The organism is Vibrio sp. Vb1729 (assembly GCF_033338655.1).
GTDB lineage: Bacteria > Pseudomonadota > Gammaproteobacteria > Enterobacterales > Vibrionaceae > Vibrio > Vibrio alginolyticus.
In genome coordinates, this window is record NZ_JAWOTB010000047.1 from 194,639 (window position 1) to 216,980 (window position 22,342).

Below are 22,342 nucleotides of genomic sequence, written 5' to 3' on the forward strand. Positions count from 1 at the left end.
GATGCCCGCAAGGCTTGCTGAGTTCCTTTTCCATACATTAAGTATATTAAAAACATAAACATATGCATGATTTATTACTTTTTTACAATAATTCAAACCGATTCGCAGCTCTGAGCAACGGCATTTTGCCAGTTTAATCCACCGAGCACCCAACGTAATTGTCTCGCCGTCACCTCGAGTGCGACGGTGTCTTTGGGGCGGGTTGGCCATTTGAACCGTCCTTTCTCCAACCGCCGATAATGGAACCTGAACTCATTGGTATCCCATTGAATAATATTTAGTTTGTCACGCCCACGATTGCCGAACACGTAAGCGGTAAGTAAACCAGTGAAGCCTCAGTCAACGCTACTCAGATCAATATTCCACGGCATCAGATCCGACATGTCATCGGCGAGTGAACGCTTCGGTAATTCGATGAACAGAAGCCGGAAGTAATAGTAAGGATTGATGTCATTGGCCCGACAGGTCATCACCAAGCTATACAGATTCGCATTGGCTTTCGCGCCACCGACTGACGTTGAGAACATCCAGTTTTTCGGCCTGTCGTGAACGGCCGGATATCCCGCTCTGTCACATTGTTGTCGATGCTGATATGTCCACCTTCCAGGTAAGTCAGCAGTTTGGGCCATTAATTTCTGGCGTAGGTGATGGCCTGGCCCAATGATCCTTTGGGCAAGATATTCAGGCTACCCAGCCACGCTTTTAAGTCATTCAGAATGGGCAGACTTTCTTGTATCCTCATCTGTTGGCGTGCTTCGGGCGACAGGTTTTTGGCTCGCTTCTCTATGCCGTACAGTTTGGCGATGTACGTCAGGGCTTTTTCGGGTTTCCCTGCGTTTTTCGAAGGGGATGCCTTTTGCGCGTCCGTGAACTTGCGACGGACATGTGCCATGCACACGGCTTGGGTGACACCGTCTACGGTGTCATAACCACTGTAACCATCGGACAACAGATAACCGTGGTAATCACCAAGGAACTCGCGCACACACGCGCCCGCTCGGCTGGGGTGATAGTCGTAAATCACCACAGGATTGGGGGTGAACTCGCCGCTGCGATAGACCCACATATAGGATTTGGATTGCGCTTGCCTGTCTTCTTCTCTCAACACCTGTGGCGTGGCTGATATCGATGCCGGAACGTAGAGGATATCGACCTGACGGTACAGCGGCAGCACATCGACGTATTTGGCGGTGACGAAGGTGGCGAAGGCCTCGCCGCTGCCAAGGCTTTTTGGGATCATGCTCACCGGTTTCGGGGCGGTGACTACTTTGCTGGTTTCTGCTGTTTGCTCACACTGGCGACAAGCATACTTGGTGCGCTCGTGGCGGATGACACTCACTTGCTGAGGCAGGATTTTCAGGGTTTCGCTGACTTCCTTGCCGCATTCGTGTAACAGCGCGTCACAGCCGTCCAAGTACGGGACATTTAAGGCGTGAGGTCGGCAGGCAGTGGCTTACGGCCGGTTTTTTGCGCGCTTTGGGTGAGGAAGGTAACGCGTCTTGCTGTTCCGCTTCGTTAAACGTACCTTTGGCGACCTTTTCGCTTTGGGAAGCAAAGCGTTTGGATTTGCTGAGGTTGAGTTGCTCAACAAGTAATTGCACCTGGGTTTTCAGGGCCACGACTTCTTCCGCCATAGCTTGCTTTTCCTGTTCGAGTTTTAGCAGTATGGCATTAAGTTGTTCTACATCGTCAGGGAAGTCGGTCATTGGGTGTCATCTACAGCATGGAATGATGCCCAGTGTAGCGGCTAGGATCGTTCAAGAGCAAAGTGACGATCAGTATCTGGCGTCACACTTCCAGCCCATGTAAGGGCCGATGGGCTTTGCTGCTCTCGAGTGAGAGCCCAGAGAGCAACCAGTGAAGCTTCGGTTTACTGATAACAATCACGCCCTGGGAGTTCGGACGTGGCCACTTGAAAGTGCCTTTCTCCAAACGGCGATAGTAAAGCCAAAACCCGTTGGTATCCCAAAATAATATTTTGAGTTTATCGAGTCCGCGATTGCAGAAGATGAACCAGGCTTCGCTGAACGGATCCATGTTCAGTTGATCGGCGACAATCAGCTACAACCTATCAATGGACTTGTGGATATCGGTCACACCAGAAACCAGAAACCAGAAAGACCTTGCCGGAATGTGTCATTGCAACACATCGACCCAATGTTTGATTTGTGCGGGACTGAGCGCCGCTGGCAACTCTGCACTGTCTCAGGGGAGCGCAGTCGCTTAGACCAGTAGAAGAAGGTTTGATAGCTAATACCGTTGTCTTCGCAAAACTGCTTGATAGATAGCTGACTTTGCTTTTGTTGCTCGATGACGGATGTCCAGTGCGCGCGTTTTGTGCTTGGTTTATAATGCCTCCATTGAAAAAGACACTATGTCAAAGCGTCGGCATTATTGGTATGTGGGGTTTATTAAGCGCTTACCCGAACAAACCAATGTGGACCGATAGAGTCGAGCGCCAACACATCTTCAACTAACAGAGCGAGTGTGTTGAGTGACTTACGCATATCGGTCACACCAGTGGCGAGGTTGAATTGGCTCCTTAGTGACGTAATCATGGGAGCATCTTTAACAACTGAGGGAGCAAGTCGAGTAGCGATTCATTGCTAACTTAAACCCGGTAGCCTGTTGGCGTTTCGATGACAATCGGGCTTTGCGGAGTGAGTGTTGGCAAAGGAACGATGATGGTTTTGCTTTGCTTTTTGGGCGTAGCGAGTTTCTTCTGCCAATAGTAGAAGGTCAGTACGGACAGCTGCTGTTGCGCTCACCAGTCGTTGATAGTGCTGTCGCTGTCTTTTTGCTGCTGAAGGCGCTCTTGCCAGAGATGACTCTTATCTTTATGAGTCATGGTATAGCTCCTTGATAGAAGACCTATACCAATATTATTTGATTTTACTTGGGGAAATGTGTGGCTAAATGGGCGCTTACTCTCACAGAGTTTAGCTTGCAAAGCCCTCACTTGGGTCAGGTTCAAGTCTCACGGCAGTTAAAAGTCAAATACTCTGTGGAAATCAGCCCTAATGACGTCAGGTATATATGGTTGAGAGAAAACATGAATACAGCAGCATGAGACTGGCTAAGCTAGAGCTGCTTCCCAAGTCGGCTGAGTTGCCAACTTGGAATATCGCAGCTAGTGTGACTACGGCAAAGTCGGTTGGTAATGATACCGTCAGTCTCCCTTGGTAGTCACACTAATGCACATTATTCGATGTCATACCCGACTGTCACGAACTGGATCGTGCTCTGCGCGGACATTTATCTCTGTTGAAGAATCAGTGCTAAATTCACACTTCTGTAATTATCGAATAATCAAGCACGTTTATTGAACACTTGAAATATACAACCCCCTTGAACGAAAACGAAAATTATTAAAGTCTAATTCTTATAAATAAGCATTGAATAAATCACAAAAATTATTGTGGCTATTTTATTAACCAAAGATAATAATAAAACTACACATCCTTATTTCTATAATGCACAGAGCATAATACAGATAATAAATCATTGGCTAAAACATCTCGACTAAAATTCTTAGCAGCAGACAAACTGTTCCGTCTATATTGATCATACAGAACAGGATCATTATAAAGTGTCAGAATAGCGTTAACTATTTCATCTACATTCTCACTATCAACTGCTAAGCCAGCTCCTGATTCTAATAAGATAGAAGTAGCCTCCCCTTTCGGCACACTCATGATCGTTGGTATACCCATTGCCATACATTCAAAAATCTTAGACGGAATAACCGTTGAAAACAAGCTATTGTTAATCAATGGAACCAATGACACATCACAAGTAGACCATAGCTTAGGCATCGTTTCTTTTGGTTGTCTGTCTATTAATACAACATTTGATAAGCCTCTATCTTTAACCAATTTGACGATTTTTTCTCTAGACGCTCCCCCTCCGGCAAAACAAAATCTTATACCATCATGATCTTTTAACCTTTCGGCCACTGTGACAATATGCTCCAAACCGTGTGCCATACCATGAGTGCCTATATAGCTGACAACAAACTTATTTGTAAGATCATAAGATACTGTCAACTTCTTATCTTTAATCTGAGGCTTGTAACAATTTAAATCTACACCATTTCTAACGACTTCTATTTTACTTTCATCAACGCCTCTTTTAATAAGCTCCTCTTTGAAAGAATTAGTAACAGAAACAATTGCGTCTGCTCGCCTATACAGAAATAATTCAAGACTTTCCAGTAAACGAATAACTTTACTATCTTTCATTGCCCCTACAGCTGTAATAGAAGCAGGCCATATATCTCTTAGCTCAAAAATAAATGGTCTTCTTTTTACGACCGATACTGCCCAACCAGCACAAGCGCAAAAGAACTGAGGAGAAGTAGCAACGACTACATCCGCTCGCCTTTGAAAAAGGCTTGCAATAAAGCCACTGAACATAAAAGATAAGTAATCGAGCGTGCGTTTGATAAAACCCTCGTTAGCAGTAATATATGTTTTGACTCTGACAACTTTAATCCCCTCTAAGTTCTCCGAGCTATATAATCTATTACTATAGCCTTCAAAGACCTTTCCTTCCGGGAAGTTTGGTGCACATGTAATTATTGTTACTTGATGACCCTGTTGAACCCACCTTACAGCATGTTCATATGTTCGACTTGCAGGTGCATTCCCCTCTGGTGGAAAGTTATCTGTTAAAAATAAAATATGCATGATTTAAAATCCGATTGTATAGTCTGAGTAACCATTTGATACATCTATAACAATCCGTTTATTAGGTATAGACAGACCAAACTCAGGATGCCAAGTTGAATCTTCAACATAAAATGGAGAGGAAAATCTAATTAATACTGTATTTCCAGAAGATAATTGTAATGACATTTCATTTTTTGAAACAACCTCAATCTTTACAGTTGGATGGAGATGTAATACTGATATTGCAGAGTTGAACCCGCCAATAATTTGATCAGAAACACAAACCTCATTACGTGAAAAAGACCACTTTCTTAAATGAGTTACCTTACCACTAAGCCGTTTGTACCCATCATGGCTACAATTTACAGATAAAATATTATTTGTGTTATTAATTTTAACTTTTGAAGGGTAGGCTCGTCTTGCAACTCGGAACCCACCCCATACTTCTGAAGAATCTTCGAGGTCAACCTCTACTGTGTTATGAGCAGAAGTCTTCCTCTGCCTCAGTCTTTCCTTCGATAAACCATATTCGCTAATACCTGAATTGACAAAAACTCTCTCACCAAAGAGGCTTATCTCAAAAGATAGTGTATCTGCATGAGCATGCCCAGGGATGTAATCGGGTCCAATTTTACCTACATCTAAAATTGCTTTTATATTTTTATCAACAACAACCAAGTAACCTGAGTCTTTTAAATATGTGTGACTCATACTACCTGAATTTTCAATTGGAGAAAGTTTGATGCCAAGTTTATTTGAATAATCAAGCAACCAATCTAGTGATGGAGCAATCCCTGTAGTTGAGTCGTTGAAAAACGAAACATCGCCATCAGGATGTGACATCCTGACTGACCAAGTAATCATTCCCTCAATTAGAACTTTCCAAGATTCGATTTTAGCAGTCAATTGAGAGTTTACTTCAGATTTGGCTAAGTTATACAAATCCAGCATATCAGCTAGCATTATATTATGATACATTGGACTTAATTCAAAGTTGCCTCCATCTTTTAGAATCTGCTCATGAATTTCAATGTCCAATATTTTCAGCCCTTTTCTTAACCACTCGTTGGATTCAGGAGAAGAAAAAAAAGAACCAGCGAATATAAGGGCTTTAGCGTTAGAAAAAAGATGATTGCCTAATAAATGATACTCTAATGTTTGCCTTAACACCTTCGCTTGAATATATAAACTATCAAGATTACGTCTATCTAAATGTTTTGAAGATGATATGAATTTAATCCAGTTTACAATTCTTAAAGATGTAGGATAGGGCTCCCAGCCATTACCAACACAAGGGGGGTTTTTGTCAATCCAACTTTCAACTATATTCTTATACTTTAGAGTATTATTTTTGCAATCATTTGAATTTAGATAATCAAAATAATGAAGATTATAAAGCCATAATTTTTCAAATTTAGCATCATTCCATGATTCAATTTTTGAAGTTCTATTCAAAAAATTAAAGTCAAGATCATCTGAAACTACTTTAGCTGTCGTATTATGATGACAAATAGTATAGAATTTTTCATTTACTTTATATTCAGAATCAAACTTGATAGTAACAACAGCAACCTTTCTATATATTCGATTAAATATTTGAATAAACCTTAGATACTTAACAGTATTTATTAGTCTTAGAATCTTATTCCACCTAGAGTTTTTCATGGTTAAACCTCTACTAAAATTCAGTTTTAAAACTTGGCTTTAACCCAGTTTTAAGAGAAAAAAGAACAACCATAATCAAAGCCGATATGGTATAACTAATACTGGATGAAATCGCGGCGCCTATAGCTCCATGAACTGGTATAAGGTAATAGTTCAAAACACAATTCACAACTAAGGAAGGTAACGCGGAAATTATTCCCAAAATTGGAGCACCATCACCGGCCAATATGACATAGAGCATTTTAAACAGGATCATGAACAATAAGCCAGGTAGAAGATATACCAAAACTAAAGATGAAGGGCTATAGTCCGCTCCATAGAATAGAACGAATAATTTTTCTGAGAAGAAAAATAGAAGCAAGCTTATGACAGCGCTGAAACCAAAAACTAATTTGATAATACTGAGGGCTTTTCTAATGAAAACATGGTCATTCACTTTTGTAGCGCTAGATCTAGAAAATAAAACAACTGAAACAGCAGCTGGTACTTGCCACAATAGCTCGCCAAATTGACTAGCAACAGAATAGTAACCTAGTTGTAAATCATCAGAAAGCTCTTTAATAAAAATAGTATCAATACGATAATTCAACTGAATCAGCGTAAGAGCAGCACCAAAAATAGCACCAAATTTTATCAATTTGATAAATATATCAACCGAGAACGAAAGCGAAAATTTTGTTTTCTTTATTTGTCTAACTAATATCGTAAAAACTGTGCCAGCACAAAAAAAATATGATACAAGATAGCAAATCAAAATAAATCCTACATCAATTTTTCCAAAATAAAAAATTAAGGAAACAAAAAAGACTAAAGTTATCTTTTGAATAAGTATACTGTAATTATAAACTTTGATATCTTCAGTACCTAATAAAAACCCTCTTGACAAGTTGATCATCAAATTAACTGGCATAAATAGAGCTACAACAACTCTATCAAATATACCTATTTCTGGAACATACCTTAGTAAACAAAGATAGCATACAAGAAATGAAAGTAAGGATGATAACATCCAAAATATAAACATTGAAGAGATTACATCATTTCTGGACTCTCCCTTTCCGACTAAATAAGTAACAGATTGTCTTACTCCACCTTCAAAAACGGAAATAAGAATCATTGGCAAAACTAAGACAGCAGCAAGAATCCCCCTATTTTCAACTGTTAACCCTTGTGCTAAAACGACTGTCAGTAAAAAACCTGACCCAGAAGCCAACACTTTTGTAGCAATTGAGTAGAAAATATTCCTATTCACTTATACTAACCTTATCCAAAGGCGTAAGCTCTCCTTCGATGTCAACAAATAACGCCTCGCTTTTCAATTTAATACCATATTCTCTAAACGCGTGTTCATTTATTAGCTGAACCAAAGACACTATTTCTTTGGCTTTAGCGTTACCATTGTTGACAATGAAATTTGCATGAAGTGGGGATATTTGGGCATCCCCTATACTTTTACCTTTTAGACCTAGGCGCTCTATGACATATCCGGGAGCTCCCACTGATTCAAATAGTTCCTTTGTTGACAAGAAGACAGAGCCACAACTTGGTAACTTTCGTGGAAATTTTTTTCTTCTACTTGATAAAATTTCTAATAGTTCACTTCTGTTTTCATTGCTGCGGATCTTTGGAAAAGAAAAACGTGCGGATATAATTACTACATTTTTATTCTTAAACACCGAACTCCTGTAAGAAAACAAACAATCGTCCTTTTCGATTACTTCACATTGACCGTCTTGATTCATGACAGTAACTGACAAAAGATATTCTGATATAGATTTCCTCTGACTTCCTCCATTCATAAAGACTAAACCGCCTAAAGTTGCCGGTATACCTACACAATGCTCAAGTCCACCAAAACCTTCTTTAGAAAGATGGCGCACAAGTCTTGGCATCCAAATACCACTCCCGACAATGTGCTCATCACCAATCCGTTCGATATTATCAAAGTCGCCTTTTAATTTGATTACTTTTCTCTTTACATGATCATCGTTAAAAAGTAGGTTACTACCATTACCTAAGACCAATGGGTTATTTCCAATTACTTTTTTTAGGCTATCTATTGAAGAAACTTCCTCATAGTCATTAACCTTACCACCCACCTTCCACGTGGTAATATCTCTTCCTAACATATAACTCACCCTACCAAATAGTTATTCAACACTCGTTCAGCTTCTTCTACTTTGAATTTTTCACCACTAAGAATAGCTATCTTCCTTAAGTTATTGTAGTATTTCTCATCAGAAAAAAGCTGGCAAATACTTCTATATAACCCATCCTTATCATGAAGTGAAAAAATGAGGCCATTTACGCCATTTGATATTATTTCAGAGTTATACTTCCAATCACTTGCAATAACTGGCACTCCGGAAATAAAAGACTCAACAACTACTCCAGGAAAACCTTCTCCTTCATGTTTAGTTGGAAATAGCATACAATCATAACACTCAAGGAGCTCATATACATTTACTTTTGTTCCATCCACAACTCCCTTATAAGTCACCATATCGCTTTTTATATGCTCTTCTTCTATCCCTTCTAACGGACCATAGACATCTAAATAAATAGAACCTGGGAATTTCTTATTATATTTTTGTACGGCATCTATCGCTCTGTATATACCTTTATCAGAATTTACTCTCGAGAAGTATATCGTCTTAATAGGGTTATCAAAGTTAATGTTTTTTTTCTCAATTGGAATATAATCTCCACTATCCCTGTAGTTACTGAATACGGTTATATTATTTAGACCAAGCTCATTTAGTTGATTTTTTAATGAAATAGTTTCAACAAGTATCCCGTCAAAATTTGAATATGCCCATCGAAGAAAAGGTTTATTCTTCAAAATTTCACCAAGCCACCCACCAATAACTAAATAACTAACATTTTTTCTAAAGATTTTGCACCAAACTAATGACAACAATCCAAGCGTAGGCATCCCATTTCTGCCTAAACCAATAAATACTCTATCTGACACAGGTATATACATTAATAAACTAGCCAATACTTTAACCTTGCTAGCTGAACAATCTACTTTTCTTACCTTTGTAAAAAAATTTGTTCTTTTGAGTAGATCGAAGAAAAATTTACTCTTCGTGATCTGCCCACCTAGTTGACCATTAACACCGGTAAAACTACCGATCATTAGTACTTTTGACATAAAGACCTCTGAGAATAATCCCAAATATTATAAATAGATGAGGGTACATGTATGACCTTGAAAAGGCTGATATCAAAATTATAAATAACATACAAAAGACTGAATATTGGTTTGCTGTATTAAAACTCCACTCTGACTTTATCTTTCTTTTAAAAATTGAATATACGTATATAAATATTGGTGATATGAAGAATGAAAACCAAATTATACCAAACTGTCTCACGTAAGATAATGCGCTATGAATATAATAATTCCAAGCCCCAAAGTATCTAAGTTGACCGCCAAAATTACCAAAAAATATATTTGACGTAACATCTGAATATTGAACGGTTAATATTTCATTCCTGCCTGATTGGGAGTTATCTTCAAAACCCATAAACAGGCCAACCATTCGAGATATGGTATACCCCATATTACTAAAGTCTAACTTGAGGATAAGAAGTAAAAATAGAAAGCTTCCGACAAAGCTTGAAACCAATAAAATAGACTTTGTCACACTAACTCTTAATAAGTATAAGTAACCTACAAATGCAAAAAAGAACATACTGGTTCGCGAGGTTACGTAAAAAGTTAGAGCACAGTAGATAACATAAATTGTAAATTTGTAGCTCTTTGTTTTAATTAGGTAGTATAGACCTTGTAAAGCAACTAGATCCCCTAAAACAAGGTAAATGGACTTTGCTCCTAAAAACTTCTCGTATTCTATTCGAAAATAAGAAAAGTTCACGTTAGATAACAGTATAGTAGCTGTAATAAAAAAGGAAATCTTATCTAAACTGGAAAGTCCTTGATTAAGTTCTATTGACTTAACTGCATGGTAACCAACAATAACAAAAAAAGGTATGGCCCCAATTAGATATAGATGATGTTTTATAGCATTAGTACCAGTAATATCTACATAATCAGAGTGAAAAAATATAACTATAAGCATCCACAGATAACAACAAGACAACACCATCAATGAATAGAAAGTCGCCACCTTTGCTCTTTTTATATTAAATAAATATGGAGCAAAGCATAAACCTGTAATAACAGTTACTAAGACAATATATAAAGGGTATTTCCCTAATAGCGGCGCAATAAGGTTGCTAATTACTAGGAATAATATCGAAAAGGAAATGTAGACATTGAACAAAAGGTTTGAAGTTTCTAGTTTTGAAAATTTCAATTTCATCTCTGCGAAAATTGCAAAAAAGCCACTTACGAGTAAGTGGCTATGAGTTAATATCAACTAAGAATCACTATTCTGAATCAGAGTAGGTAACCTCAACTCCAAGTGTCTTTAATTTTTGAGGTAGATCATTATATCCACGTAAAGCCATTGAAACACCGTTTATTGTGGTTGTTCCTTCTTTAGCACACAAACCTGCGATAACTGCAGCCATCGTTCCTCTGAGGTCACTTGAGTTAGCTTCACCTGAAATAAATTTGTTATCTCCAGTTATGGTAATTAAACCATTTTCGTAAGCTACTTCATTTTCAAGCAATTTATTTAATTCTTTAACATAAGTTACTCTTTCTGGGTATCTAAAGTCATGTACTCTAGATATGCCTTTTGCTACTAAAGCAAGCATAACAAAGAAAGGTTGCATATCAGATATTATCCCTGGGTGAGTACCACATGCAACTTCAAAGCTATGTATACCATTTTTAAAACAATTGCTACTAACATGTATCGAGTCTGTGTTTTGATAAAAATCAAGTCCACAGTTTTTAAGATGCATCAAGGGGATTGTCATGCTATCGAAAGGTACATTATGAACAGTTATGCTTCCCCCAGATAATGCAGCGTAAACGATCCATGTGATAGCTTCTATCCTATCAGCCATTACCTTATACTCCCCTCCTGATATATAAGGTGAGCCTTTCACATGTATTTCAGAGCCGCCAATAACGCTAACCCCAACACCACATTGATTTAAAAATGCAATCAAATCTTCAATCTCAGGAGTAATATAGGCATTTGTTATTATACTTGTACCTTCGGCTATACTTGCACAAAGAAGCGCATTTTCCGTTCCACCAACTGTCGAAATTGGAAACGCTATATTGGTAGCCAGGATAACATCTGGAGCTCTAACTTCAATATGGTTTTCTTTTTCTGTGACTACACAACCAAATGATTCCCAAACCATTATATGCATATCATATTTTCTAGCACCAATATTGCAGCCACCAGGGTAGGGGATTCGTGCTATTCCTGATTTTTTTAACTGGCCAGCTACAAGGAGATAAGTGGTTCTTATGGGAAAGAAGTAGTCATCTAAATCAACCGATAGATAGTTCGAATAATCTGCAAGTATACTGTCTTCAGAACATTCTACTTTTGCACCATTGGCTTGCAGGAAACGTTGCTTATGCTTCGAGTCAACTAAATTTGTCGGATAACCTGTCAATTTTACAGGAGTATCACAGATAGATGAAGCAGCTAGCAAACGTGTTGCCGAGTTTTTTGCCCCACTGACAATGACATCTCCACGAGGAATCTGACCTCCAACAATTGTTAGCTTATCATTATATAGCGCCATGTTTGAACCTTAACTTTTGAGTTATCTTAATTGATAGCAATGAAAGCTTAGAAAATAACTTACCAAACTCTGAACTTAGAAACCTTTCCAATACGTCCATATCAGATTTACTTACTTTACGCGTGTGGGATTTTGCTATTTGTCTTAACATAAACTTTCTAAACTTATGATCTACCTTATGAATAGCAAGTTGTAAGTGCTCTTGGTTATATATATCTTTGCTTCTATTTCGTCGAGCAAAACTTGCAAGATACTGTTGCATAACTAGCTTTGATATATTACCACTTACACCGTCTGGTTTTGAAATCCTACGATAAATCACATTCGGAATAACATAGAACTCTGTGACCTTAGACATTCTTAACCAAAGATCATAGTCTTGGGCAAATGTATATAATGAACTGTATCCACCGACATCGTCATAAACAGATCTTCTGAACATAACTTCACCCTGAGTAAGGAAGTTATTCTTAATAAGCTCTGTTTCACAATCTGGAATTAAACCTGATTTAATGTTGAATAGTGAGACTTGCTTGGTTATCTCGTTATAAACTTCACAGTGTGCACCAACAACTCCTACTTGACTATATTTACGAAAGACTTCGACCTGTTTTTCTATCCTTTCATCGTATGAAATATCCCCCGAACCATGAATTGCGATAAACTCAGAGTTAGTGCTATCAATTGCTCGAGTGATAGAGTCTACAAAACCTGTATTTTCTTTTGTGTAAACTATACAATTTTCAGATTCAAACTTCTTCAGTTCATTAAAAGTATTGTCAGTAGAACCGTCATCAACTAATATTATTTTGTAGTTGTTATACTTTTGATTAATGAGACTATTAACGGATTCATCAACAGATTTTTCTCTATTATAATAAACCGATATTATAGTCACTGACCCATCGCGTTCTTTTTCGTCAAAGCATACAGCTTCTCTATTCATATCTTAGTTTAAACCCTTTGTATCGACCACATAGTCAGAATTAAATTTCTGTCCCTTAAATTGTTGATGGTCAACTAGGATAACATGTATATCAGCATTTTTCTGAGCGAATTCAAGACTAACTAATTCAACATTTTCAGAAATGTTTTCTGGTAACATTTCAACATTTGGCTCTATCGCTAAAATACGTCCTGTAAGAGTATCAGATAATTTTTGCACGATACTTAAAGCAGGGCTCTCCCTTAGGTCATCAATATCGGGTTTAAATGCTAGTCCATAGCACGCTATTGTTACTTCTTTAGCCGTCTTATCTGAATTGTATTGTAGATAATTCGCAACAGATAACTTGACTTTATCTACAACCCAATCTGGTTTTGAATCATTCACCTTTCTTGCTGTATGAATGAGTTGAGCTTGATCTGGGGTTTTACATACGATAAACCAAGGGTCGACCGCAATGCAATGCCCTCCAACTCCCGGTCCTGGTTGTAGAATATTTACACGCGGGTGGCGATTTGCAAGTGCAATTAGCTCCCAAACATCAATGCCTAGTTTGTCACAAATCACAGATAACTCGTTGGCAAATGCTATTTGTACATCACGAGCACTATTTTCTGTAAGCTTTGCCATCTCAGCAGTTCGAGCGTTAGTGATAACACACTCACCCTGAACAAATGTTTTGTAAAGCTCCACAGAGCGTTCTGAACATTTCGATGTTAAACCACCAATCACACGATCGTTTTCTACTAATTCACGTACAACGTGACCAGGAAGTACACGCTCAGGGCAGTGCGCAACATTCACATCAGCGTCTTCACCTGCCGTTTGCGGGAATTTGAGATCAGGGCGTGTTTCTGACAGCCAGGCTGCCACTTGCTCTGTTGCACCCACTGGAGAGGTTGATTCCAGAATCACTAAGTCACCTTTTTTAAGAACTGGTGCAATAGCTTTACTTGCTGCTTCAATGTAAGACAAGTCAGGATCTGGTATTTCACCATCTTTACAAGGTAAAAACGGAGTCGGCACGGCGATCAGAAACGCATCCGCCGGCTCAGGCACTGTCACGGCTTTCAGGTAACCTTCTGTTACCGCCGCACTCACTATCATGTCCAATTCTGGCTCTACAATGTGAATCTTACCCTGATTAATAGTATCAACTGCATGTTGGTTGACATCCACACCTATCACTTTTTTCTTGCGCGACGCAAACATCGCCGCAGTGGGCAAGCCAATATAACCTAAGCCAATTACTGAAATTGTTTCAAATGACATAATATTAATACCACTACTTAATTTATTAATTTGTTCAAGATTCGTTGACAAGCTTTACCATCACCGTATGGGTTGTGAGCAAAACTCATTTCCTGGTAAGCATTATTGTCAGTAAGAAGTACATGTAAGTTTGACATAATCTTTTCTACACCTGTTCCGACGAGTTTTACAGTTCCAGCTTCAACAGCTTCAGGTCGCTCAGTAGTATCTCGCATTACAAGCACTGGTTTACCTAGTGATGGTGCCTCCTCCTGAATGCCGCCCGAATCGGTTAGGATAATATGTGCACGGCTCATCAAGTAGATAAAGGGCAGATACTGCTGAGGCTCTATAAGTAAAACGTTCTCTATATCACCTAGAATACGGTTAACAGGTTCACGCACATTAGGGTTCAAGTGCATAGGATAAAGAATTTGCACATCTGAGTGAGCGTTTGCAGTTTGGGCTAAAGCTTCACAAATCCGCTCAAACCCACCGCCAAAACTTTCACGGCGATGCCCTGTTACAAGAATGAGTTTCTTTGAATTGTCTAAAATTGGAAATTCCGCACGCAACTTTTCATTAAGCTCGGAATCATATTGGATTTTATCTTGTACCATCAACAAAGCATCAATTACGGTATTACCCGTCACTGAAATATCTTCTTCTGCGAAGTTCTCTTTCAATAAGTTCTGTTTTGAAGTTTCCGTTGGGGCAAAATGATACTTAGCCAACGCTCCTGTCAAACGGCGATTGGCTTCTTCTGGCCACGGTGAATAAATATTGCCAGTGCGCAGCCCTGCTTCTATATGACCAACTGGGATCTGCTCATAATAAGCAGCCAAGCTTGCAGCAAATGTGGTCGCAGTATCACCATGCACTAACACTACATCTGGCTGAAACTCTTGCAATACAGGCTTAAGCTCTAACAAAATACGGGCAGTGACATCATTAAGGGTTTGACCCGTTTGCATGATGTTCAGATCATAATCTGGCACAATTTCAAAAAGCTCTAACACTTGATCAAGCATTTCACGGTGTTGAGCAGTCACGCAGCACTTCGCTTCGAACCTTTCATCTGTAGCTAATGCATGAACAAGTGGTGCCATTTTGATAGCTTCTGGACGTGTACCAAACACCGTAAGGACTTTTTTTCTGGACATTTTCTAGCCTAATCTTAATTCTAAAATATGTTTTATGCGTGAGCTATCTCACTTCGCCATCTCAGATTTTTCACCCTCTGAGAGGCTTTTCATTCAATATGAGACAACTCCATTTTGCCATCTAACTGTAATATCTTGATTTCACCTATTTTACCAAACTAGTTCCAATAGGTAATGCAAAAGCCTAGGTCCTAGATCCTAGGTCCTCTGTATCTTCATTTCGAAACGCAAAGCGTACTAGTACAATCGCCACACCTAACATGCCACCAAGCAATGTCCCTAAGACACAAATCAGTGCGCGTTTCGGCCCGTCTTTTAGCTCTGGGACTACAGCTGGATCAACAACTTTGAAGATAAATTCTTCTTGAACCTCTGCCAGCATTAAGCTTTTGGTTTGCTCTTCAATCAGCTTATAGAACGTGCTTTGCATATCGGCCACTGCCGTTTTTTGTAACTGAGTGTTCAAATATGCAAGGTTTTGTGAAGTTTCCGCTATTGTACGCTCACGCATCACTTTATTGATGTCTTCAATCAACCAATTGACCCATTGCTTAGCTATATAAGGTGAGTAGTTTTTAACTGATACTGTGTATAAGCCGCTCTCTTTATCCTGACTAACGCTCAAAACCTCTTTACTAAACACTTCAAACGCTTCTTGCGCTGTTGGAGTTGTTCCACGTAAGCCATCAGGTTCACGCAACCACGCACCAGTATTAGGGTTATAAAGCTCTTCATCCAGAATCAGCTTATTGTTCTTTAAATCCCAACCTTTTGCTGCCATTAAAGGTACAAGTAAATCATGTTTGTTGATAAATGCTTCAACAAACTGACGAGACTTCATCACCTGAACAGCTAAATCCGTTTGAGAAGATTCGCCTGTGCCCAAGTTAACGCCAGCTAGTGCCGCTAAGCCGCCAAGTTGGCCTGCCATTTTTGAAAGACCGCCACCACCAGAGCTTTCTGCAGGTGCAAGTAGCGCATCAGATTTGTAAATGTTTGGTATGCTTAGCGCATAAAGTACTGCGCCGACTGCGAAAATAAAGGTAGTCGCAATGATGATCCACTTACCTTTCCACAATGCGCCGAGCAGCTCGCGCAATTCGATTTCGTCATCTGCAGGTTGCTGACGGTGTGGTGGGTACGGTAGGTAATGTTGTGGATGTTCTTTTTGTGGTTCCATTAATGTATTAGGTCCTAGGATCCTAGGTTCTAGATCCTAGATTCAAAATTTGAATCTAGGGCTATGGGTAGGATCGATAAAATAATTAATAGGTCCTAGGCTCCTAGGACCTTTCTTTTACGTTATTTCAACGCGTTAATCGCTACACCTGTTTGGTAAAGGATCTGCGTTGCTGCAGTCCAGGTGCTTAGTGCATCACGGTAGTCAGTATCAATTGGTACAACAATAGTATCGCCAGCTTTTAGCTCTTCATGGTTGTTACCAAACCAGTATCCCGACCTTGGTTTGTAAACCGACCCGTCTGCGCGTACAACGAAGATACGGTCTTCGTCTGCTTGTTTTTTAGCGCCCCCCGCTTTGTTCAGGTAATCATCCACATCTAGCTTGTTATCCAACAAGTAGGTAATTGGTACCTGAACTTCGCCCATAATCGAAACCGTGTTTCGGAAGGTCGGAACAAATAGGAAGTCACCATCTTCTAACATAAAGTCCGCAGAACGCTCGTCTTTAAGGATACGATTCAGCTGTACAACCATACGCCCAAGAGCTTTACTACGGCTTGCCTCTTCAACAAACTTCAATGTTTTATCTGGGTCAGAAATCACCGAGCTCATATTGCTGTCTGCGCGGAAGGTCTTCTTCGCGGTTTCAGCGCGCATATCTGCGGCATATTGGTTTAGTAGTTTTTGCTCTTTAAGGCGTAAAGCCTCACGAGTAAAGATGGCCCCTTGCGGATGCGCAAATTCGGTTAGACCACCAGCACGTTCAAGTAACTCGCCTAAGGTCTCTCCTTGACGAACAGTATAAGTACCTGGGAAGCGAACTTCACCTTGCAGTGTTACCGTGCTTTGTAGTGTTACGTTGGGCTTCTCAAGAATGTTTAGGCGATCACGACCAACAATAACGACATCGTCAGCGGAACTACCCTTGATTGCTTGGCGTAAATCAATACGCTCAACATTAATAGAAGCGCGCTCATCTCTACTATTTATTACTGTACGAGCTAACTCGGCGTTAATGGTGAATGCGTTATAAGTTAGACCACCAGCAGCTTCAATTAAGGTAGAAATCGTCATACGTGGGGTGATTGGATAACGCCCAGGGTGTTTTACCTCACCGAAGACTTCTGCAATCTGCGGAGCCAAACCCAAACGCGATTGCTGTTGAAGCTGTAGCAAAACAGGAGCAAGTAACGTGCGGCGCGTATTTTGTTTTAATGCTTCAAAATCTTCTTTGGTAATTTCTTTACCACGGAATATGATTTTCGGCTGTTCTGATTCTTCAGTTGAAGATAGCCCCTTCGACACATTGCCTGTCGCTGAAGATATTGCAACAGAAGAGCTCATAACTTCTTGCTCTTTTTGTTGATCCAGCTCGGCTTTAAACTGTGCTTGCTCAAGCGTTTTCGCTTTCGTAACCGTATCTTGATTTGCAAGGGTATCTAAATCTTCATTATTGAAACGGTTAAATACCAGCACTCGGTCACGTGAGTTTAACTTTAGGTTATCTTTGCTGCTCGGCGAAAGAATCGCGTTAGCAAGATTTACTTGATAAACCTCGATGTCACGTTGTGGGTTAATCTCACGAACAACGACAGCATAGTTTACATCTGCAGTAGAATTGAATGAGGTATCAACAGATTGGAATAAATCTGCAATTCGCAGACCGCTCTTCCACTCAATAAAGCCCGGATGACGAACATCACCTTCAATTTGTACGTAACGGGTCAGTTCTTCATTTTTCTTAAGCACAATAACCGCATCGCCATTTTTAACCTTGGTTTGTTGGGCATGTGACTGGCTAAAGTTCAGTGTTAATGCATCGCGAGCACCTTTAGCGGCGTAGCGCTTCACTTCGATTTGATCGCTATAAGCGTTAGCCGTAAAACCGCCAGCCATTTGAATCGCTTGCTTATAGGTTTCACCTGGTTTGATTTCATAGATTGCCGGACGGTTTACTTCGCCATCAATCGAAATCGTGTTACCCAGTGCACCGATGAAGACCACGTCTCCTGGTAGCAAGCGGATATCGTTACGCGCATCACCTTTAAGTAACAGGTCGTACATATCCAGTTTACGAATTACCTGACCATTACGCTTAAGTTGCACGTCACGCAGGGCACCACTCTCACTAAAGCCACCACTATAGTAAATCGCTTGAGAGATTGTGGTTAGTGCACTAACCGTGTAAGCACCTGGCTTGAAGGCATCACCCATAACAAAAACTTGCATGGTACGCATTTCACCTAACGAAATATCACTGCGAACCCCGATCATTTGCTCTTTTACACGCTGATTTAGAGAATCGCGCACGTCAGGGAATGTCATGCCGGCTACTTGAACAGGACCAAGAGAAGGAAAATTAATGATACCAGCGCGATTAACGCGAAGGCGATGCGTCGTGTTCTCTTTACCAAAAAGTTGGATAACGATTTCATCACCAGCTCCTACCGTGTAGTCAGCCGGAACAGGTACGTCACTGATTGGTGCAAACGTCGTAGGTGAACCTGCAAATAAATCTAGACCAAAACGCTTTAAACCTTGTTCACCTTTTTCTGAGTCTTCTGAGTCGTTAGCTTTTGCCTCAATAGCACTACTAGCAGCCGGGCGTTGCTCAATCACTTGAGGATTCTGATAACTACTTGGCTGAGAAGAAGCGCCGGAAGGAATAGAGATACCATACTTACTCGCCAATGCTTGTTGCTGGTCAGCTGGCAAGTTCTGAAACATTTGAATTTGTTCTGGGGTTGGAGTCTGCGCATTAGTAAGCGGCGCAAATAGGCTTGCTAGAATGCAAGCACCTATCGAGAAATATCCTTTGAGCATGATAATTCGCTATTTAAAGTCAGGAGTTAAAAATCCTAGCCACAAAACTAGGCGCTAGGTCTTTAATTAAAATCGGTGTTGAAAGCCAAGAGTAAGTGCGTTCAAGCGTGCCTGGTCTTCAGATGTGCTATCAACAAACTCAAAAACAACTGCATTCTGCTTGTCCAAAGCATAATGCATACCCAAGCCAAAGCTAAAACCTTGATCTTTATTAGAGCCTACATTTTGTTGGTCGATCTGGACACTAGAATAACCGGCAAGTCCGTAAAGTGCTACACGCTCGGAGACAGGCATATTCAACTTAATAAAACCACTCGCAAGACTATCTAGTGCAAGTCCGCTATCTCGTTGTACAGAAGTTCCGTAACGTGCTTCAAAAGCGAGGTAATCATTGAAGAAGTAACCAGCTTGCGCTTGAAGAAGGAAAGGGTTTCCCTCGGTTACTGGAGAAGAGGAATGATGAAATTCAGCGTTAGAGTAACTTACTAACGCACCAGCATAAAAATCTGCTGAGGCAGAAAATGAGCACAAGCCTAAGCTGATTGCACTCAACGCCCCTAGCCATGGTCGTTTATTAATCACGTAAGTGTTCCTTGGGTGTCGACTGACCGCTGCACATTATGAACGACGCGCGCAGTGAATGTCTGTTAACTTTTGTCAATTTCGCTTGTGCGTTTACACGCTACCGCCCGGCGGCATTACGCGTTAGCCACTGTTCGCTGATTCCCGATTCATTCGGTTTATTGATATAAATATTCTTTTTAAGCCTCACTTTTGCGACTAACCGTTCAAAAAAAACAATCTTTTATAAACGCAACACAAAAGCTGGCAAATTATGCATGTATTAGCGCAAAACGGCAAGGGGGCAAAAACGTCTCAGATTTCCGTTTATGGCTCGTAAATTCTCACAAATGAGAAAAACACTGGCTGCCAGCCTCTTAAAACAGAACACCATTACGGATGCATTGAGTAAAAAATGTGAACGTTTGCGTAAATTCAGAGGTGACCGGAAATAACGCAGTCGAAGGCGCATTTTGATTCAGTACAACTATCAAACCTAAGCAGTTCTCAATTCTCAGTTTTGCAACAATCCTTCTTTAACGTTAGGTAAATTCACATAGGAAACTATTTACATGCTGATTGTTTTTTAACTAAAATGACTAATGGTATGTTCTAAACAGACCAAACATCGATGTTTTAAAATCTGAAATACAAGGATTAATAATGAAGAACACAGCTCTAGCTATTCTTATGGCTTTAAGCGCATCAACTGCATTTGCAGCGACTGAAGCTGGCACTACTGGTACAGCAGCAGCATCTGCAACTGGTACAACTGCAGTAGCAGTAGGTGCAGCAGCAGCAGTAACTGTAGTAGCAGTTGCAGCGTCAGACAGCGATTCAACTTCAACGTCTACTTCTACTTCTACTTCTACTTCAGTAACTAAATAATTTTTTAGTTTTGTAGATATTGAAACAATCGCCCTGATCTATTCAGGGCGATTTTATTTGTAATGAGGGAATGATGAACACCTTTCTATCGCGAAAATGGATGCGCTTACTTATTGCCCTACCATTACTGAGCTCAATCTTTGGCTGTACACAAAAGTTTAATGATGTCTCGGCGACAGTCCAAGAAGCTTATGGCAACTACATCGATGTCGAACTAACGCCAGAAGAGATTGAAGCGGTACCTTATGCCAGTGCTTACTTAAAAATAGGCAACCAAAAACAGGTTTTTGTAGTGTTAGCCTTCGCCGAGCAAAACCCATTAACTGGTAATACCCAACTAAAGTGGGTCAGTGCAGACAAAGCAATGGTAGTAACAGAGAACGGACATATTGTTAAAACCATTGGTTTACAAACGACCAATCTAGCGGGTATTTATGGCAACGTTCCTGCCTACTCAGCGCACTCTATGCAATATTTTCTTTCTTACGATTGGGCTGACAAATACCGTTATGGGTTCCCGGCTAAAGTCCAACGTTCTCGTCAAGGTAAAGAAACCGTCATAACCCCTATTTCATCTACCTCTACTGATGTTTATACCGAGGTTGTAACGTTTACCAGCTTAGAAAAAAGTGTAGAGAACCAATACTGGGTAAACGGTAAAGGAGAAGTAGTGAAAACACGTCAACACTTAGGTCCAAACATGGTGCCTGTTGAACTGACGATTTTGAAAGGGTACAGCAAATCATGAATAAGCGACTGCTATCTTTATTAAGCCTAAGTTTAACGGCAACGATTCTGGCGACACCGACTACCGTTCAAGCTCAAAATCACACCTCACCACCGCTCAATATAGAACTTGTCGGAACGGGCAAAGCATTGCAATTCCAACAAGCGGCACGTTTAGAGAGCGTACTTAAGCATGCACAAGAACAACAAATCGCCCTGCAATACCCTTTAGCTGTGACTCTATTTGATAATTCCGAATCAGCAGTGCAAAGAAGTACTGCCTTAAAGAATTCGGTGTTAAACCAAATGATTCAACATAATTTAGTTGCGCACCCATTTTACAAGTTTATCCAACGAAGCCAGTTTGCACCTCGCGTGCTGTCGGCTATTGATGTTGATCGCATCCGTCTGGATAAATTTGATAACCCTCTTTTACAAGGTCAACTTGCGTTAAGTGCACCAAAACGTGAAGAGAAAGTGTTGTATGTGGGTAACTTAGAAAAAGTCTACGCGGTAGAAAACCAAGCGGGTATCGCTCTGCATGAACAGGTCGAGAATCTACGTTCAAGTGACATTGGTGAGCTCGCCTATCCGCCAATCCTAATTTACCCGGATGGCAAGGTCGTTCATCCTCACCATGGCAGTTGGTTAACCACTCAATATTACTTACCACCACTTACCATGGTGTACATCCCATTTGATGAGTTCGAAACATCACAAATGGATAAAGACATTGTCGCTCTGCTTGCACAACGTAAACCAACCTCATCGAAGAACTAGAC

At 40.2% G+C, this 22,342-nt stretch carries 20 protein-coding genes and 1 pseudogene; 3 read left to right on the plus strand and 18 right to left on the minus strand.

Features of this window, described 5'->3' with window-relative positions:
• Positions 1-92: 92 nt before the first annotated feature.
• The 18 genes and pseudogenes from tnpB (R7E29_RS23075) to R7E29_RS19125 all read right to left on the minus strand — a co-directional run bounded on the left by tnpB (R7E29_RS23075) (position 93) and on the right by R7E29_RS19125 (position 19,967).
• The gene (gene tnpB, locus R7E29_RS23075; RefSeq protein ID WP_411912752.1) at positions 93-308 is read right to left on the minus strand and encodes an IS66 family insertion sequence element accessory protein TnpB; all 216 of its coding nucleotides are present in this window, start codon (positions 306-308) and stop codon (positions 93-95) included.
• 27 nt (positions 309-335) lie between these two features.
• Positions 336-1,706 (minus strand): annotated as a pseudogene (gene tnpC / locus R7E29_RS19060) (IS66 family transposase).
• Positions 1,707-1,788: 82 nt separating this feature from the next.
• The gene (gene tnpB, locus R7E29_RS23080; protein WP_411912754.1) at positions 1,789-2,061 is read right to left on the minus strand and encodes an IS66 family insertion sequence element accessory protein TnpB; all 273 of its coding nucleotides are present in this window, start codon (positions 2,059-2,061) and stop codon (positions 1,789-1,791) included.
• A gap of 32 nt (positions 2,062-2,093) precedes the next feature.
• Complete coding sequence (gene tnpA, locus R7E29_RS23085; protein WP_411912755.1) at positions 2,094-2,312, minus strand: IS66 family insertion sequence element accessory protein TnpA; 219 nt, start codon at positions 2,310-2,312, stop codon at positions 2,094-2,096.
• 99 nt (positions 2,313-2,411) lie between these two features.
• Entirely contained in the window at positions 2,412-2,558 is a 147-nt protein-coding gene (tnpB, locus tag R7E29_RS19065) for an IS66 family insertion sequence element accessory protein TnpB (protein ID WP_318082867.1), read from the minus strand.
• Between the two features lie 53 nt (positions 2,559-2,611).
• Positions 2,612-2,752: an IS66 family insertion sequence element accessory protein TnpA gene (tnpA, locus tag R7E29_RS23090; protein WP_411912756.1), complete on the minus strand. Its 141-nt coding sequence runs from the start codon at positions 2,750-2,752 to the stop codon at positions 2,612-2,614.
• A gap of 700 nt (positions 2,753-3,452) precedes the next feature.
• Positions 3,453-4,688 carry a glycosyltransferase family 4 protein gene (locus R7E29_RS19070; protein WP_318082869.1) on the minus strand — a complete coding sequence of 412 codons (1,236 nt, stop codon included), beginning with the start codon at positions 4,686-4,688 and terminating at the stop codon, positions 3,453-3,455.
• Between the two features lie 3 nt (positions 4,689-4,691).
• Complete coding sequence (locus R7E29_RS19075; protein WP_318082871.1) at positions 4,692-6,335, minus strand: alginate lyase family protein; 1,644 nt, start codon at positions 6,333-6,335, stop codon at positions 4,692-4,694.
• 13 nt (positions 6,336-6,348) lie between these two features.
• Complete coding sequence (locus R7E29_RS19080; protein ID WP_318082873.1) at positions 6,349-7,587, minus strand: oligosaccharide flippase family protein; 1,239 nt, start codon at positions 7,585-7,587, stop codon at positions 6,349-6,351.
• Positions 7,580-8,464: a UDP-N-acetylmuramate dehydrogenase gene (murB, locus tag R7E29_RS19085; protein ID WP_318082875.1), complete on the minus strand. Its 885-nt coding sequence runs from the start codon at positions 8,462-8,464 to the stop codon at positions 7,580-7,582. Before murB ends, R7E29_RS19080 begins: the two co-directional genes overlap by 8 nt.
• A 5-nt stretch (positions 8,465-8,469) precedes the next feature.
• On the minus strand, positions 8,470-9,492 hold the full coding sequence (locus tag R7E29_RS19090) for a glycosyltransferase (protein ID WP_318082877.1): 1,023 nt from the start codon (positions 9,490-9,492) through the stop codon (positions 8,470-8,472).
• Positions 9,493-10,733: 1,241 nt separating this feature from the next.
• Positions 10,734-12,020 carry a UDP-N-acetylglucosamine 1-carboxyvinyltransferase gene (locus tag R7E29_RS19095; RefSeq protein ID WP_318082878.1) on the minus strand — a complete coding sequence of 429 codons (1,287 nt, stop codon included), beginning with the start codon at positions 12,018-12,020 and terminating at the stop codon, positions 10,734-10,736.
• A complete protein-coding gene (locus tag R7E29_RS19100; protein ID WP_318082880.1) occupies positions 12,007-12,966 on the minus strand; it encodes a glycosyltransferase in 960 nt (319 codons plus the stop codon). The genes R7E29_RS19095 and R7E29_RS19100 overlap by 14 nt, the downstream gene beginning before the upstream one ends.
• A gap of 3 nt (positions 12,967-12,969) precedes the next feature.
• Complete coding sequence (gene wecC, locus R7E29_RS19105; protein ID WP_318082923.1) at positions 12,970-14,238, minus strand: UDP-N-acetyl-D-mannosamine dehydrogenase; 1,269 nt, start codon at positions 14,236-14,238, stop codon at positions 12,970-12,972.
• 17 nt (positions 14,239-14,255) lie between these two features.
• A complete protein-coding gene (gene wecB, locus R7E29_RS19110) occupies positions 14,256-15,380 on the minus strand; it encodes a non-hydrolyzing UDP-N-acetylglucosamine 2-epimerase (RefSeq protein WP_318082882.1) in 1,125 nt (374 codons plus the stop codon).
• Between the two features lie 184 nt (positions 15,381-15,564).
• Entirely contained in the window at positions 15,565-16,560 is a 996-nt protein-coding gene (locus R7E29_RS19115) for a Wzz/FepE/Etk N-terminal domain-containing protein (protein ID WP_318082883.1), read from the minus strand.
• A gap of 122 nt (positions 16,561-16,682) precedes the next feature.
• Positions 16,683-19,385, minus strand: a complete 2,703-nt coding sequence (locus R7E29_RS19120; protein ID WP_318082884.1) for an SLBB domain-containing protein — start codon at positions 19,383-19,385, stop codon at positions 16,683-16,685.
• A gap of 66 nt (positions 19,386-19,451) precedes the next feature.
• Positions 19,452-19,967: a porin family protein gene (locus tag R7E29_RS19125; RefSeq protein ID WP_017634964.1), complete on the minus strand. Its 516-nt coding sequence runs from the start codon at positions 19,965-19,967 to the stop codon at positions 19,452-19,454.
• A 642-nt stretch (positions 19,968-20,609) separates the two neighbouring features.
• On the opposite strand from R7E29_RS19125, the gene R7E29_RS19130 reads away from it, so the two are divergent.
• The 3 genes from R7E29_RS19130 (at position 20,610) to R7E29_RS19140 (ending at position 22,340) form a co-directional block, all read left to right on the plus strand.
• Complete coding sequence (locus R7E29_RS19130; RefSeq protein ID WP_020904330.1) at positions 20,610-20,834, plus strand: hypothetical protein; 225 nt, start codon at positions 20,610-20,612, stop codon at positions 20,832-20,834.
• A 73-nt stretch (positions 20,835-20,907) separates the two neighbouring features.
• Positions 20,908-21,582, plus strand: a complete 675-nt coding sequence (locus R7E29_RS19135) for a YjbF family lipoprotein (RefSeq protein WP_262644793.1) — start codon at positions 20,908-20,910, stop codon at positions 21,580-21,582.
• Positions 21,579-22,340: a YjbG polysaccharide synthesis-related protein gene (locus R7E29_RS19140; RefSeq protein WP_318082886.1), complete on the plus strand. Its 762-nt coding sequence runs from the start codon at positions 21,579-21,581 to the stop codon at positions 22,338-22,340. Before R7E29_RS19135 ends, R7E29_RS19140 begins: the two co-directional genes overlap by 4 nt.
• Positions 22,341-22,342 lie beyond the last annotated feature (2 nt).

What these genes read in the sequence shown, in the direction of transcription:
- tnpB (WP_318082867.1), bottom strand. Translation starts at nt 2,558, where the DNA reads ATGATTACGTCACTAAGGAGCCAATTCAACCTCGCCACTGGTGTGACC.
- R7E29_RS19070 (WP_318082869.1), bottom strand. Translation starts at nt 4,688, where the DNA reads ATGCATATTTTATTTTTAACAGATAACTTTCCACCAGAGGGGAATGCA.
- R7E29_RS19075 (WP_318082871.1), bottom strand. Translation starts at nt 6,335, where the DNA reads ATGAAAAACTCTAGGTGGAATAAGATTCTAAGACTAATAAATACTGTT.
- murB (WP_318082875.1), bottom strand. Translation starts at nt 8,464, where the DNA reads ATGTTAGGAAGAGATATTACCACGTGGAAGGTGGGTGGTAAGGTTAAT.
- R7E29_RS19090 (WP_318082877.1), bottom strand. Translation starts at nt 9,492, where the DNA reads ATGTCAAAAGTACTAATGATCGGTAGTTTTACCGGTGTTAATGGTCAA.
- R7E29_RS19095 (WP_318082878.1), bottom strand. Translation starts at nt 12,020, where the DNA reads ATGGCGCTATATAATGATAAGCTAACAATTGTTGGAGGTCAGATTCCT.
- R7E29_RS19100 (WP_318082880.1), bottom strand. Translation starts at nt 12,966, where the DNA reads ATGAATAGAGAAGCTGTATGCTTTGACGAAAAAGAACGCGATGGGTCA.
- wecC (WP_318082923.1), bottom strand. Translation starts at nt 14,238, where the DNA reads ATGTCATTTGAAACAATTTCAGTAATTGGCTTAGGTTATATTGGCTTG.
- wecB (WP_318082882.1), bottom strand. Translation starts at nt 15,380, where the DNA reads ATGTCCAGAAAAAAAGTCCTTACGGTGTTTGGTACACGTCCAGAAGCT.
- R7E29_RS19115 (WP_318082883.1), bottom strand. Translation starts at nt 16,560, where the DNA reads ATGGAACCACAAAAAGAACATCCACAACATTACCTACCGTACCCACCA.
- R7E29_RS19120 (WP_318082884.1), bottom strand. Translation starts at nt 19,385, where the DNA reads ATGCTCAAAGGATATTTCTCGATAGGTGCTTGCATTCTAGCAAGCCTA.
- R7E29_RS19130 (WP_020904330.1), top strand. Translation starts at nt 20,610, where the DNA reads ATGAAGAACACAGCTCTAGCTATTCTTATGGCTTTAAGCGCATCAACT.
- R7E29_RS19135 (WP_262644793.1), top strand. Translation starts at nt 20,908, where the DNA reads ATGAACACCTTTCTATCGCGAAAATGGATGCGCTTACTTATTGCCCTA.
- R7E29_RS19140 (WP_318082886.1), top strand. Translation starts at nt 21,579, where the DNA reads ATGAATAAGCGACTGCTATCTTTATTAAGCCTAAGTTTAACGGCAACG.